Origin of the sequence: Streptomyces sp. NPDC057099, from assembly GCF_042671245.1 — a bacterium.
In the GTDB taxonomy this organism is placed as follows: Bacteria; Actinomycetota; Actinomycetes; order Streptomycetales; family Streptomycetaceae; genus Streptomyces; species Streptomyces purpurascens.
Map to the genome: position 1 here is coordinate 68,675 of NZ_JBHUTX010000029.1, position 14,166 is coordinate 82,840.

At 69.8% G+C, this 14,166-nt stretch carries 14 protein-coding genes; 10 read left to right on the forward strand and 4 right to left on the reverse strand.

The features are described from left to right. Positions 1–72: 72 nt before the first annotated feature. Genes ACFT4A_RS28620 through ACFT4A_RS28635 form a run of 4 tightly spaced genes read right to left on the reverse strand, consistent with a single transcriptional unit; the run spans position 73 to position 4,248 of the window. Entirely contained in the window at positions 73–1,104 is a 1,032-nt protein-coding gene (locus ACFT4A_RS28620) for a LacI family DNA-binding transcriptional regulator (RefSeq protein WP_382835371.1), read from the reverse strand. Continuing rightward, positions 1,101–2,009, reverse strand: coding sequence for a carbohydrate ABC transporter permease (locus tag ACFT4A_RS28625; RefSeq protein ID WP_382835373.1), 909 nt, complete (start codon positions 2,007–2,009; stop codon positions 1,101–1,103). The genes ACFT4A_RS28620 and ACFT4A_RS28625 overlap by 4 nt, the downstream gene beginning before the upstream one ends. Further along, complete coding sequence (locus ACFT4A_RS28630) at positions 2,006–2,932, reverse strand: carbohydrate ABC transporter permease (RefSeq protein ID WP_382835376.1); 927 nt, start codon at positions 2,930–2,932, stop codon at positions 2,006–2,008. The genes ACFT4A_RS28625 and ACFT4A_RS28630 overlap by 4 nt, the downstream gene beginning before the upstream one ends. After that, positions 2,929–4,248 carry an ABC transporter substrate-binding protein gene (locus tag ACFT4A_RS28635; protein WP_382835379.1) on the reverse strand — a complete coding sequence of 440 codons (1,320 nt, stop codon included), beginning with the start codon at positions 4,246–4,248 and terminating at the stop codon, positions 2,929–2,931. The genes ACFT4A_RS28630 and ACFT4A_RS28635 overlap by 4 nt, the downstream gene beginning before the upstream one ends. 184 nt (positions 4,249–4,432) lie before the next feature. On the opposite strand from ACFT4A_RS28635, the gene ACFT4A_RS28640 reads away from it, so the two are divergent. The 10 genes from ACFT4A_RS28640 to ACFT4A_RS28685 all read left to right on the forward strand — a co-directional run bounded on the left by ACFT4A_RS28640 (position 4,433) and on the right by ACFT4A_RS28685 (position 14,140). After that, positions 4,433–6,454 carry a beta-galactosidase gene (locus tag ACFT4A_RS28640; RefSeq protein ID WP_382835382.1) on the forward strand — a complete coding sequence of 674 codons (2,022 nt, stop codon included), beginning with the start codon at positions 4,433–4,435 and terminating at the stop codon, positions 6,452–6,454. A gap of 107 nt (positions 6,455–6,561) precedes the next feature. Further along, on the forward strand, positions 6,562–8,121 hold the full coding sequence (locus tag ACFT4A_RS28645; protein WP_382835385.1) for an arabinogalactan endo-beta-1,4-galactanase: 1,560 nt from the start codon (positions 6,562–6,564) through the stop codon (positions 8,119–8,121). A gap of 161 nt (positions 8,122–8,282) precedes the next feature. Continuing rightward, positions 8,283–8,540 (forward strand): ArsR/SmtB family transcription factor, encoded by a 258-nt coding sequence (locus ACFT4A_RS28650; protein ID WP_382582875.1) that lies wholly within the window; start codon positions 8,283–8,285, stop codon positions 8,538–8,540. 47 nt (positions 8,541–8,587) lie between these two features. Continuing rightward, positions 8,588–9,547, forward strand: a complete 960-nt coding sequence (locus ACFT4A_RS28655; RefSeq protein WP_382835388.1) for an SMP-30/gluconolactonase/LRE family protein — start codon at positions 8,588–8,590, stop codon at positions 9,545–9,547. Between the two features lie 169 nt (positions 9,548–9,716). Further along, positions 9,717–10,178 (forward strand): fluoride efflux transporter CrcB, encoded by a 462-nt coding sequence (gene crcB / locus ACFT4A_RS28660; RefSeq protein ID WP_382835391.1) that lies wholly within the window; start codon positions 9,717–9,719, stop codon positions 10,176–10,178. Beyond that, positions 10,175–10,555: a DUF190 domain-containing protein gene (locus ACFT4A_RS28665; RefSeq protein WP_382835394.1), complete on the forward strand. Its 381-nt coding sequence runs from the start codon at positions 10,175–10,177 to the stop codon at positions 10,553–10,555. Before crcB ends, ACFT4A_RS28665 begins: the two co-directional genes overlap by 4 nt. Beyond that, positions 10,552–10,899, forward strand: a complete 348-nt coding sequence (locus tag ACFT4A_RS28670) for a fluoride efflux transporter FluC (protein WP_382835397.1) — start codon at positions 10,552–10,554, stop codon at positions 10,897–10,899. The genes ACFT4A_RS28665 and ACFT4A_RS28670 overlap by 4 nt, the downstream gene beginning before the upstream one ends. A 102-nt stretch (positions 10,900–11,001) precedes the next feature. Further along, entirely contained in the window at positions 11,002–11,838 is an 837-nt protein-coding gene (locus ACFT4A_RS28675) for an undecaprenyl-diphosphate phosphatase (protein WP_382835400.1), read from the forward strand. A 185-nt stretch (positions 11,839–12,023) separates the two neighbouring features. Continuing rightward, complete coding sequence (locus tag ACFT4A_RS28680) at positions 12,024–12,701, forward strand: FadR/GntR family transcriptional regulator (RefSeq protein WP_382835441.1); 678 nt, start codon at positions 12,024–12,026, stop codon at positions 12,699–12,701. Beyond that, positions 12,698–14,140, forward strand: coding sequence for an amino acid permease (locus ACFT4A_RS28685; RefSeq protein ID WP_382835403.1), 1,443 nt, complete (start codon positions 12,698–12,700; stop codon positions 14,138–14,140). Before ACFT4A_RS28680 ends, ACFT4A_RS28685 begins: the two co-directional genes overlap by 4 nt. The last annotated feature ends 26 nt before the right edge of the window (positions 14,141–14,166 follow it).

Genomic DNA, 14,166 nt, shown 5'->3' on the forward strand with positions numbered 1-14,166 from the left:
CGGTACACCGGTCCGAGCTTCAATGACTGTGCATGGAGCGGCCCCTTCGGCGCGCCTCTCGGGGGCCGACGCCTACGTCGATTCCCGCTTCACCAACTCCGTCGGCAGGATCACCGCCGCCGGATCCTCGCCCCCGATCTGCGCGAGCAGCACCCGCACCATCTCGGCGCTGATGCGGTCCCACGGCTGCCGGATGGTCGTCAGCTCGGGACTGGAGGCCAGCGCGGCCGGTGAGTCGTCGAAACCGCCGACCGCGACGTCCTGCGGCACCCGCCGCCCCGCCCGCTGCAGCGCCGCCAGCACCCCCTGGGCCATCAGATCCGAGGCGACGAACACCGCGTCCGTCTCCGGGGCCTGCGCCAGCAGCCGCTCGGCCCCCGCCTCGCCGCTGGCCCGGCTGTAGTCCCCGGAGACGACGAGCCGCTCATCGAACTCCAGGCCCGCGTCCGCCAGCACCTCCTTGTAGCCGGCGAGGCGCTCGACACCGCCCGGCGTGTCCAGCGGACCGGTCACCATGCCCACCCTTTGACGCCCGAGCGACAGCAGGTGACGCACCATGTCGCGGGCACCGTCGCGGTCGTCGGCGGCCACGTAGCTCACCTTGGAGGCCAGCCCGATCGGCTTCCCGCACGCCACCAGCGGCACCCCGGCCCCGCGCAGCTGCTCGGCGACGGGATCCCCGGAGTGGCTGGAGACCAGCAGTACCCCGTCGACATGACCGGCGGTGATGTACCGGGTGATGCGCCGCCGTTCGTCCTCGGTGCCGGCCAGCATCAGCAGCAGCGGGATGTCGTGTGCGGCGAGCGCCTGGGTGCAGCCCCGCAGCAGGACATTGAAGTTGGGGTCCTCGAAGAACCGCTCCTGCGGCTCGGTGAGCAGGAAGCCGATCGAGTCGGACCGCCCGGTGATCAGGGAGCGGGCGTGCCGGTTGACGACGTAACCCGTCCTGCGGATGGCCGCGTTGACGGCCTCCTGGGCGGCCGGACTGACGTAGTGGCCGCCGTTGAGCACCCGCGAGACGGTGCCGCGCGAGACCCCCGCCTCGCGCGCCACGTCGTGGATCGTGGGCGGCCTGCGCCTGCCTCCCGCAGCGTTCATGGTCATGACTTTACGGCTCCGGACAGCAGATCCAGACTCCAGAAGCGCTGGATGACCAGGAAGAGGACGACCAGCGGGAGCACCGCGAGGAACGCGCCCGTGATCACCAGCGTGTACAGCGCCGGGGTGTTGGCCCCCTGCTCCAGCAACGTGAACAGACCGAGCGTGATCGGGAACTTCTCGTCGTCGCTGAGCATGATGTACGGCAGCAGGAAGTTGTTCCAGATCGCCACGAACTGGAACAGGAACACCGTCACCATGCCGGGGATCATCATCGGCAGCGCGATCCGGGTGAAGATCCGCCACTCGCTCGCCCCGTCCATCCGCCCGGCCTCGACCACGTCGGCGGGCACTGCGGCGGCGGCGTAGATCCGCGCGAGATAGACGCCGTACGGCGAGAGGATCTGCGGCAGCAGGACGCCCAGGAACGAGTCCGTGAGGTCGGCCTTCGCCAGCAGCAGGTACTGCGGGATGGCCAGGATCACCGGCGGCATCAGCACGCCCGCGAGCAGCACGTTGAAGATCGTCTCGCGGCCCCGGAAGCGGTAGGTCGCCAGCGCGTAGCCGCTGAACGCCGAGACGCATGTCGACAGCAGGGCGCCCAGGCCGGCGTACAGGGCGGAGTTGCCCATCCACGCCCAGTACACGCCGTCGCGGTAGGCGCTCAGGTCCCGGAGGTTGTCGGCGAACCCCGAGCCCGGCAGGAACGTGAACGTGGAGAACAGCTCACGGCCGGACTTGGTGGCCGCGATGACCACCCAGGCCACCGGCAGCAGACAGTAGACCGCGCCCAGGAGCAGGGTGACCGTCGGGATCAGGGCGATCCGGCGGCGCAGCGGCGGACGGCCCTGGACCGTGCCGGGCGTGCTGCCGGCCACGGGCTCGGCCTTCGGGACGGCAAGGGAACTCATCGAGTGGCCTCCTGCTTCTGACGACGGTTCGCGGCTCGCAGGAAGCCGAAGGACAGCAGGAGCGTGGCGAAGGCGATGATCACGGCCTGCGCGGCGGCGCTGTAGATGTCGCCCTCGCCGAACGCGTCCCGGTACACCTTCATCAGCGGACTCCACGTCGTGGACACGGAGTTGGTGAGCGGCTTGAGGGTGGTCGGCTCGTTGAACACCTGGAGCGTGGCGATGATCGAGAAGAAGAAGGTCAGCACCAGCGAGGGCGCCACCATCGGGATCTTGATCCGCAGCGCGATCTGCGCCGGCGTCGCGCCGTCCAGCTTCGCCGCCTCGTACACCTCCGCCGGGATCGCCTGGAGCGAGGTGTAGATGACGATCATGTTGAAGCCGGTGCCGCCCCACACCGCGATGTTGGAGAGCGCGAGATACAGCGGCCCGCCGTCCAGCAGATCCGGCTGCGGCATGCCCAGCCTGTCGAGCACGAAGTAGAAGGGGCTCACGTCCGGCAGGTACAGGAAGCCCCACAGCAGCGCCGCCACCACACCGGGGATGGCGTACGGCAGGAAGATCGCGAGCCGGGTGAAGGGCGCCAGCCGCACCTTCTCGGAGTCGAGCATCAGCGCGAACAGCAGGGCGAGGCCGAGCATGACGGGTACCACGATGCAGCCGTACCCCAGCACGCGCAGCGTCCCGTGCAGCAGCTCGCTGTCGGTGAGGGCGTCGGTGTAGTTCTCCAGACCGGCCCAGACCTCCTTGCGGGCCCCTGCGCCGAGGCCCAGGCCGGAGACCTTCACCTTGTGGAGGCTGAGCCAGATCGCGTAGCCGATCGGCAGTGCGAAGAACAAGGTGAAGAGGAGTGCCGCAGGGAGGAGGAAGGCGTACGGGGCGGCCTTGACCCCGTACGACTGCCGGCGTGCCGTGCTTTTCACCGAGCGACCCCGAAGCCCTGCTTCTTCATGTCGGCGACGGTGTCGTCCTGCATCTTCTTCAGGGCCGCGCCGAAGTCGGACTTGTTCTTCGCGGCGGCGCCGAAGGCGTCCTTGAACGTGGTGTAGGCGACGTTCACGTTCGGGCCCCAGGCGGACGGTGCCGTGGTCTCCGCGATGTCGGCGGCCTTGGTGTAGAAGTCGGCCTGGTTCGAGAAGTAGGCCGGCGGCTTGAGGAAGGCCCCGCTGGTCTGGGCGTTCTTGGCGGCCGGGTAGATGCCGCTCTCCTTCGCCAGCGCGTTGAGGGCCTCGCTGTCGGTGTTCAGCCAGGCGGCGAACTTCGCGGCGGCCGCCTGGTGCTTGGAGTCCGTGGTCACGGCGGTGGAGGAGCCGCCCCAGCTGCCGGTGCGGGTCTCGCTCGCGGACCACTGGGGGAGCGGGGCCATGGCCCACTTGCCCTTGGTGTCGGGAGCCGCGGTGGTGAGGGTGCCGGGAGCCCAGACGGCGCTGACCCAGGCGATCTGCTTGCCGGTGTTGAGCGCCTTGTTCCAGGCCGGCGTGTACATCGGCTGGTTGTCGACGGCGCCCTCCTCGACCAGGCCGCCCCAGAACTTCGCGACCTTCTGCGTCGCCGCGTCGTCGATGGAGACCTTCCACTGGTCGCCGGACGTCGTCCACCACTTGGCGCCCGCCTGCTGCGCGAGGCCCGCGAAGAGGCCGGAGTCGTTGGCGGAGAAGGTGGTCAGATCCTTGTCGGGAGCCGCCTTCTTGAGCTTGCGGGCGGTCTCGGCGAACTCGTCCCAGGTCGTCGGCACCGTCAGGCCGTACTCCTTGAACAGGTCCTCGCGGTAGTAGAACATCATCGGCCCGATGTCCTGCGGGACCGCGTAGACCGCGTCCGTGCCCAGCGTCGTCTGCTGCCAGACGCCGTCGGCGAAGCTGCCCTGCGCGTCGCCCACGTTCTTCGCTATGTCCGCGAGCGCGTCATTGCTGACCAGGGTGGGCAGCGCCTGGTACTCCGCCTGCACCAGGTCGGGCGCCTTGCCCGCCTTGTGGGCGGTGAGGATCTTGGTGACCAACGTGTCGCCGGACGCCTGCTTCTTCACCGTGACGGTGATCCGGTCCTTCTTGCCCGGGCCCTTGTTCCACAGGTCCACGACCTTGTCCATGCCGGGCGTCCAGGTCCAGTACGTCAGCGACGCCGGGCCCGACTCGGTCTCGCTGTCCGCGGACTCCGTCCCGCAGGCGGCGAGTGTGGTGGCGCCGAGCGCGACGGCGACGGCGGTTCTCACGAGGCGGCGGCGCTTCGTGTACGGCATGGATCTCTCCCCTGACCTGGGGTCCTCGCCTGCTGCGAAGACCTGCCATGCTTCTGTGAGCGTTCACAGTAGAGAAACATCCCGGACACTTGTCAATGGTTGTTGCTGTGCGGTTATGTTGGCCTCCGCACGGCACCATTGTGTGTGCACGTTCCCAATTGATCGATCGACCGGGAGACCATCCATGCCGGAGACCACCCCCAGGGGCCTCACCAGGCTCGCCTTCGGCGGGGACTACAACCCCGAGCAGTGGCCGGAGAGCGTCTGGCAGGAGGACGTCCGGCTGATGCGGGAGGCCGGCGTCACGATGGTGAGCGTCGGGATCTTCTCCTGGGCACTGCTGGAGCCGTCGCCCGGCGTGTACGACTTCGGCTGGCTCGACCGCGTGGTCGACCTGCTGCACGAGAACGGCATCCGCGTCGACCTCGGTACACCCACCGTCTGCCCGCCGGTCTGGTTCTACCGCGCCCACCCCGAGGCCCTGCCGGTGACGCCGGAGGGCGTGCGCCACGAGTTCGGCTCCCGCGCCGCGATCTGCCACAGCAACACCGACTACCGCTCGGCCGCGGCGGCCATCACCGCCAAACTCGCCGAGCACTACGGCGACCACCCGGCCCTGGCGATGTGGCACGTGCACAACGAGTACGGCGTCCCCGTCTCGGCCTGCTACTGCGACGCGTGCGCCGCGCACTTCCGCCGCTGGCTCGCGACGACGTACGGCACGGTCGACGCCGTCAACGAGGCCTGGGGCACGGCCTTCTGGGGCCAGCGCTACACGGACCTCGAGCAGATCAACCCGCCCCGGCTCACCCCGACGTCCGTCAACCCGGGCCAGGCGCTGGACTACAAGCGGTTCGCCGACGCCACCATGCGCGAGAACTTCGTGGCGGAGCGGGACATCCTGCACCGCCTCTCACCGGGCGTCCCGGTCACCACCAACTTCATGACGGCCCTCAGCCAGTGCGACTCCGTCGACTACTGGGCCTGGGGCCGCGAGGTCGACATCGTCACCAACGACCACTACCTGATCACCGACGGCCGCCGCACCCACGTCAACCTCGCGATGGCCGCCGACCTCACCCGCTCCGTCGCGGGCGGCGCCCCCTGGCTGCTCCTGGAGCACTCCACCTCGGGCGTCAACTGGCAGCCCCACAACCCGGCCAAGGCCCCCGGCCAGATGGCCCGCAACTCCCTCGCCCATGTGGCGCGCGGCTCCGAGGGAGCCATGTTCTTCCAGTGGCGCCAGTCCCGGCGCGGCGCCGAGAAGTTCCACTCGGCGATGCTCCCGCACGGCGGCACCGGCACCCGCGTCTGGCGCGAGGTCACCGAACTCGGCGCGACCGTCGAGGCGTTGAGCGAGATCCGCGGCACCCGCACCGAGGCCGACGTGGCCGTGCTGTGGGACTGGCACTCCTGGTGGGCGCAGAACCTCGACTGGCGCCCCAGCGAGGACCACGACGCCCGCGAACGCGCCGACGCCTTCTACGAGACCCTCTACGACCGCCACCTCACCGTCGACTTCGCCCACCCGGAAGCCGACTTGTCGAGGTATCCCCTTGTCGTCGTACCGGCCCTGTACCTCATGACGGAGGCGGCCGGGAACAACCTCAAGGCCTATGTCGAGAACGGCGGCACGCTGGTCGTCTCGTACTTCTCCGGCATCGTCGACGAGCACGACGCCGTCCACGAGGGCGCCTACCCGGGCCCGCTCCGGGACGTCCTCGGCCTCACGGTCGAGGAGTTCTCGCCGCTGCTGCCCGGCGAACGGGTCCGCGTCACCGGCCCCGACGGATCCGAACTGGACGCCGAGGTATGGACCGAGTTCGTGGTGCCGCGCGGCGCCGAGACCGTCTGCACCTACGCCGACGGCCTCACAGCAGGCCACCCGGCCATCACCCGGCACAGCCTCGGCGAGGGCACCGCCTGGTACGTCTCCACCCGGCTCGGCACCGACGGCCTCGACACGCTGCTCGGCCTGGCGATCGAGGACGCGCGCCTCGCCCCGCGCGCCGACCTGCCCCGGGACGTCGAAGTCGTACGCCGCACCGACGAGTCGGGCACCTACCTGTTCGCCGTCAACCACACCGGCTCGGACACCAAGGTGCCCCTGGAGACCCCGGGCACCGAGCTGCTGACCGGAGAACGCGCCGCGGGCCGCCTGGCCGTCCCGGCCGGAGCCGTCCGGGTCGTCCGGCTCGACGGCTGAACCGACTCCCTCCGCCCGTGCGAGCCGCACGAGCCGCGGGCGGAGGGACCCCTCACCGGCTGTGAGGGGCACCCCCATCCCCGACGTCGAAGGGACGACGGACGACGATGTTCCATCCCAGACGCACGCTCAGAGCCCTGCTGCTGCCGCTCGCCGCAGGGCTCGCCCTCACCGCCCTGCCCGCCCAGACCGCCCAGGCCGCGAGCACCCTCACCAACGGAGGCTTCGAGACCGACGGTTCGGGCGCGGCCACGCCGAGCGGCTGGTCCGAGTCCGGCGCCACCGGCGCCTCGTTCGTCGAGTCCGGCGGCCACGGCGGGAGCCACCGCCTGAGCCACTGGGCCTCCACCGCCTACAAGACGGAGACCTGGCAGTACCTGTCCGGACTCACCAACGGCCCGTACAGGCTCACCGCCTGGGTGCGCTCCGGCGGCGGACAGAAGTCCGCGTACATAGCGCTGAAGAACTGCGGCGGCGCCGAGCAGCGCACCGATCTGCCGGTCTCGTCCAGTGGGTGGATCCGGATCGTCGTCCCGGTCAATGTGACCGGCAACCAATGCACCATCAGCATCAACAGTGATGCGAATGCCGGCAACTGGATCAATGTTGACGACCTGACCTTCACATCGGGCACGTCCGGTACGTCGATCAAGGGCGCCGACATCTCGTCCCTGGCCAAGAGCGAGGCCAAGGGCGGCGTCTACCGCAACGGCTCCGGAACGGCCGGCGACGCCCTGGCCGTCCTCAAGTCGTCCGGCATGAACTACGCGCGCCTCAAGGTGTGGGTGAACCCGGCCGACGGCTACAACAACAAGGCACGGGTCCTGGCCATGGCCAAGCGGGTCAAGGCGCAGGGCATGAAGCTGCTGGTCGACTTCCACTACTCGGACTTCTGGGCCGACCCCGGCCGCCAGGACAAGCCCGCCGCCTGGGCCGGACACTCGTACGGTCAACTCAAGACGGACGTGTACCAGCACACGTACGACGTGTTGAACGCCTTGAAGGCGCAGGGCACCACCGCCGACATGGTCCAGGTGGGCAATGAGATCAACGGCGGCATGCTGTGGACCGAGGGATCCACCTCCAACTGGACACAACTGGCCGGTCTGCTCAACTCCGGCTACGACGCCGTCAAGGCGGTCAACCCTTCCACCACCGTCGCCCTGCACCTCGCCGAGGGCGGTGATCTGGAGGGCACCCGCTGGTGGTTCGACAGCGCGCGGTCCAACGGCGTGAAGTTCGACGTGATCGGCCTGTCGTACTACGGCTACTGGCACGGCACACTGGCCGACTTCCAGACGACCCTCGACGACGCGGCCTCCCGCTACGGCAAGCCGGTGTACGTCGCCGAGACCGCCTACCCGTTCCGCCTGGACAGCGAGGACGCGCACGAGAACATCATCGACCTGACCGGCGAGCTGGTCCCCGGCTATCCGGCGAGCGTGGCCGGCCAGACCCGGTGGATGAACGACGTGGCGAGCATCGTGGAGGCCGTCCCGAACGGCCGGGGTCTCGGCATCTTCTACTGGGAGGCCACCTGGACCGCGGTGGGAGGCAACGGCTGGGACCCGACCGACGCCTCCTCCGGCAACGGCTGGGAGAACCAGGCGCTCTTCGGCTACGACGACCGGGCACTCTCGTCGATGTCCTGGTTCCGCCACCGCTGATCTCACCGGGGGCAGAGCGACGTCCCGCCCCGAACTTCGTCGGAGCGCAGGGCAGTTCGGTATCGGTCAACGATGCCGAACTGCCCTGCGCGGCGGCTTGAGCTGCGAGACAGTGGGAAGAACGCGGTAAGAGGGCGAGAGCCGCGAGGCAGGGGCACGACATGCTGAGGACTCCCACGGACGAGACGCGGCTGCGCATCCTGGCCTGGCTGAAGGAACCCGGCCCCGCCGAGGGCGGGGTCACCGCGGACGCCGTCGCCGAGAGGTTCTCACTGGCCCGCCCGGTCGCCGTCACCCACCTCCGGCTGCTCGAAGCCACCGGCATGCTGCGCACCAGCCGGTCCGCGGGCCGCGTGCACTACCACCGCGACGAGGTACGGATCGCCGAGGTCGCCCGCATGTTTGAAAAGGGCTGGTAGGCGACCCGGTCCAGCGGCAGCTCCCTACTGTGAAGGACACGCGCACCATGAACCGTCCCCAGGCACTCGTCCCACGCCACTACATCGCGATGGGCCACGGCCCCGAGGACGTGGTCGCCGACCCGCGCGGCCGTGTCCTGACCGGCGTGGCGGACGGCCGCATCCTGCGTCTGGACGGTCTGGCGGACCCGGCCAGGGCCCGTACCGAGGTGCTCGCCGAGACGGGCGGCAGGCCGCTGGGGCTCGAACTCCTCCCGGACGGCGACCTGTTGGTGTGCGACGCCGAACGCGGCCTGCTGCGCGTCGACACCGGCGACGGCACGGTCCGCATCCTCGCCGACTCGGTGGCGGGGGAGCCGCTGCGGTTCTGCAGCAACGTCGTGTCCCTCTCCGACGGCACCGTCTACTTCACCGTCTCCAGCCGCCGCCACCCCCTGGAGCACTGGATCGGCGACATCGTCGAGCACATCGGAACGGGACGGCTGCTGCGCCTGGCGCCGGGTGACGACACCCCCGAGGTGGTGCTGGACGGACTGCAGTTCGCCAACGGGCTCGCCGTCGGTGCCGACGAGTCCTTCCTCGTCCTCGCCGAGACCGGCGCCTGCCGGCTCCTCCGCCACTGGCTCACCGGGCCCGAGGCCGGACGGAGCGAGCCCTTCGCCGAGAACCTCCCGGGCATGCCCGACAACCTCTGGCGCGGCGCCCCGGACGGACCGATCTGGGTCGCGCTGGCCGGACCCCGCGTCCCGCCCCTCGACCTCCTCCACCGCGGCGCACCCGCGGTCCGCCGCGCCGCCGCCCGCGTGGCCGTACGCGCCCCGTTCCGCCCCACCGGCACGATCGCCGTGCTGGCCTTCGACGACGAGGGCCGTGTGATCCACCACCTCGCCCGCCGCCGCTCCGGCTACCGCATGGTCACCAGCGTGTGCGAAGCGAACGGGCACCTGGTGCTGGGCAGCCTCTGGGAGCCCGGCGTGGCGATCTGCGAGCCGCCCGCGCCGAAATGACCCCGCCCCGAACCCGGGGTTAACCTGAATCCCGGCCGCGGCACCGCTCGCGGCGCGGCGGTGGGGCCCGCCGTACCCGAACCGCGGCGAGGACGCCGCCAACGGTCCCTACTTGCGACGGCACGCGCCCGCACGACCCCGGGCCCCGGCGAGTAGGAGACGTACGCCCATGACCACCCCCGACGCGGAAAGCCTCGGCAGTCTGCGCGCCACCCCGCGTCCGCCCGTCTGGCGTGCCCAGGCCCCCGTCGTCGTGGTGGTGGCGCTCGGCGGGGGAGCGGGGGCGGCCGCCCGGTACGCGGCGTCCCTGTGGTGGCCCACGCACACCGGCGGCTTCCCCTGGACGACCTTCTGGGTCAACGTCACCGGCTGCGCCGTGATCGGCGTGTTCATGGTGGTCATCACCGAGCTCCGATCCGTTCACCGCCTCGTGCGCCCCTTCTTCGGAACCGGCGTCCTCGGCGGTTTCACCACCTTCTCGACCTACGCCGTCGACATCCGGAAGCTGGTCGACGGCGGCGAGGCCGGCACCGGCCTGGCCTACCTTGCCGCGACACCGCTCGTGGCGCTCACAGCGGTGTGGCTCGCGGCCTGGGCGACCCGCCGCATCCTGAACAGGAGGCAGTCATGACGAGGCTGACCGGCAGGGCCCTGCGCCTGACCGTCTTCGTCGGTGAGAACGACACCTGGCACCACCGGCCCCTGTACTCGGAGATCGTCCACCGGGCCCACGCGGCGGGCCTCGCGGGCGCCAGCGTGTTCCGAGGCGTCGAGGGCTTCGGCGCCTCCTCTCTGATCCACACCTTGCGGCTGCTGTCCCTGAGCGACGACCTGCCGGTGGCCGTCGTGATCGTCGATACCGAGCAGCGCCTGCGGGCCTTCCTGCCCCAGCTCGACGAACTGGTCACCGAGGGCCTGGTGACCCTCGACGACTGCGAGGTCATTCGCTACACCGGCCGCGAGGATGTTCCTGGCAAGACCGACCCGAAGGGTAAGAAGTCGTTGTGAACTGGCTGCTGGTCGTCGGGGGCGCGATGGTCGGCGCTCCGCTGCGCTATCTGACCGACCGCGCGGTGCAGTCCCGGCACGACTCCGTCTTCCCCTGGGGCACCTTCACGGTGAACGTCACCGGCTGTCTGGTCCTCGGCCTGCTCACCGGTGCCGCCTCGCACCTCCAGCTGCTGCTCGGCACCGGTCTGTGCGGGGCCCTCACGACGTACTCGACGTTCTCCTACGAGACGCTGCGGCTGGCGGAGACGGGGGCCCGTCTCCAGGCGGCCGTCAATGTGACGGCGAGTGTGACGGCCGGCCTCGGGGCGGCGTTCCTGGGGGCCGCGCTCACGCGTATGTGAGCCGTGCGCGGGTGTCAGCCGCGTGGATGAGATCCGTTCTCGCCCGCGTGTAGTAAGACGGTCCTCTCCGCTCCCGCTTCCCCTCGAGCAGAACTGGATCCCATGAGCGTCATCAGCGTCGGTCAGGCCGTCGTCCTCGGAGCCGTCGAGGGGGTGACCGAGTTCCTGCCCGTATCCTCCACCGGCCATCTGAAGATCGTCGAGGGGCTCATGGGCATCCCCGTCGACGACCATGCCGTGGTCGGGTTCTCGGCCGTCATCCAGGTCGGCGCGATCGCCGCGGTGCTCGTGTACTTCTTCAAGGACATCGTGCGGATCCTCTCCGCCTGGGTGCGGGGCCTGCGCGACCGCGAGGAGCGGTACCACCACGACTACAAGTTCGCCTGGTGGGTCATCTACGCCACCATCCCGATCGTCGCCGTCGGACTCGCCGCCAAACCGCTCATCCAGGGCCCGCTCGCCTCGCTGTGGGTGGTGGCCGGCTCTCTGATCGCCGGCAGCGGGGTGATGTGGGCCGCGGACCAGCTGGGCCGCCACAAGCGCGGCGAGGACGACACCTCCTTCAAGGACGCCATGCTGGTCGGCAGCTCCCAGATCCTCGCCCTGCTCTTCCCCGGCTTCTCCCGCTCCGGCGCCACCATGTCCACGGCGCTGATCCTCGACCTGGACCGCGTCGCCGCCACCCGGCTCTCGTTCTTCCTGGGCATCCCCGCCCTGACCGGCGCCGGCCTCTACGAGCTCAAGGACGCCCTGGGCACCGGCGTGGGCGCGGCCCCGCTCGCGGCCGGCACGCTCGTGTCGTTCGTCGTGGCGTACGCCTCCATCGCCTGGCTGCTGAAGTTCGTCGCCAAGCACTCCTTCAACGCCTTCGTGATCTACCGGATCGTCGTGGGGGTGCTGCTCTTCGGCCTGCTCGGAGCGGGTGTGATCCACAGCTGACCGTCCGCACGAGCACAGCCGACCGTCCGCGCAGGCGAGGGGCCGGGCGCCTGAACGCAGGCTTCCGGCCCCTTGAACGTTTCCTTTCGGCCTCTTGACAGGTACCTCCCGCGCCCCGCAGGATCGCCACCGTGAACCTGTCAGACAGCCGGACAGCCGGACAGCCCCTGCGTCGCGTCAGTGCCATGGAAGCGGTGCTGGCGCACCTGCGCGACGCCATCGAACGAGGCGAGTACGCCATCGGCGACAAGCTCCCCTCCGAGGCGGAGCTGTGCCGCACCCTGGAGGTCTCCCGGCCCGTGCTGCGCGAGGCCCTGCGGGCCCTGCAGACCATGGGCCTGACCGTGTCCAGGACCGGCAAGGGCACCTTCGTCGTCGCCAGCACCGTCGAGGACCCCACCTTCGGCGACTACGCGGCGAGCGACCTGCTGGAGGTGCGCCGCCACGTAGAGATCCCGGTCGCCGGGTACGCGGCCCGGCGCCGTACCCCGGAGAACCTCGACCATCTGGCCCACATCCTGGACCGGATGGAACAGGAGACGGACACCACCGCGTGGGTCGCCATGGACACGCTGTTCCATCTCGCCGTGGCCGAGGCCGCCCAGAACCCGGTCTTCCGCCGGGTCATCGAGGAGATCCGGGACGCGCTGGCCCGCCAGTCCGCCTTCCTCAACGAGCTGGGCGGCCGCCGCGAGCAGTCCAACCGCGAGCACCGCGCGATCGTCGAGGCGCTGATCGACGGTTCCGAGAACGACGCGGTGGAGGCCATGGCCCACCACCTCGACCGCGTCGAGACGACCCTCACCGACATCGTGCGTTCCCCGCGCACGAACACCCCCATGGAAGGCGGACCCGAGGCGTGAGCGAGCAGTCCCTGCACGACGATGTGCAGAAACGTTCCAGCCATGTCGACGCCGGCGACGAGGGCTACAGCAAGTCCCTCAAGTCCCGGCACGTCAACATGATCGCCATCGGCGGCGCGATCGGCACCGGCCTCTTCCTCGGTGCCGGCGGCCGTCTGGCCGACGCCGGCCCCTCCCTCTTCATCGCCTACGCGGTCTGCGGCCTCTTCGCCTTCCTCGTCGTACGCGCCCTCGGCGAACTCGTGCTGTACCGGCCTTCCTCCGGCGCCTTCGTGTCGTACGCCCGTGAGTTCATGGGGGAGAAGGGCGCCTACACCGCGGGCTGGATGTACTTCCTCAACTGGGCGACCACCGGCATCGCCGACATCACCGCCGTCGCCACCTACACCCACTACTGGGGGATGTTCTCCGACATACCGCAGTGGGTGATCGCTCTCATCGCGCTGGCCGTCGTCCTCACCGTGAACCTGATCTCGGTGAAGATCTTCGGCGAGCTGGAGTTCTGGTTCGCGATCATCAAGGTCGGCGCGCTCGTCCTCTTCATGTGCATCGGCATCTTCCTGCTGGTCACCCAGCACCCCGTCGACGGCCACAGCCCCGGCCCGTCCCTCATCAGCGACAGCGGCGGCGTCTTCCCGAACGGCCTGCTGCCCATGCTGCTGATCATCCAGGGCGTCGTCTTCGCCTACGCCTCCGTCGAGCTGGTCGGCGTCGCCGCCGGTGAGACCGAGAACCCCGAGAAGATCATGCCGAAGGCGATCAACTCGATCATGTGGCGCGTCGGCCTGTTCTACGTCGGCTCGGTCGTCCTGCTGTCGATGCTGCTGCCGTGGAACAAGTACACCTCCGGCGAGAGCCCCTTCGTGACCGTGCTGGGCAACATCGGCATCCCGGCGGCCGGCGACGTGATGAACCTCGTCGTCCTCACCGCCGCGATGTCCTCCCTCAACTCCGGCCTCTACTCCACCGGCCGCATCCTGCGCTCCATGGCCATGGCCGGATCCGCGCCCAAGTTCACCTCCGTGATGAGCCGCAGCCAGGTCCCCTACGGCGGCATCCTGCTCACCAGCGGCGTCTGTGTCCTGGGCGTCGGCCTCAACTTCGTCGTGCCCGCCGAGGCGTTCGAGATCGTGCTGAACTTCGCCGCGATCGGCATCCTCGCCACCTGGGGCCTGATCATGATCTGTCACCTCCTCTTCTGGCAGAAGACCCAGAAGGGCGAGCTGACCCGCCCGGACTACCGGCTTCCGGGCTCCCCCTGGACCGAGATCGTGACGCTGGCGTTCCTCGCCTCCGTCCTGGTCCTCATGTACGCCGACGGCGGCGCGGGACGCACCACCGTGCTGTGCCTGCCGCTGATCGTCGGGGCACTGGTCGTCGGATGGTTCGGCATCCGCGGCCGTGTCGCACGCAAGTCCACCACCGGAGCCGACGCGTGACCGACGCGCCGCTCCCCGAGAAGCAG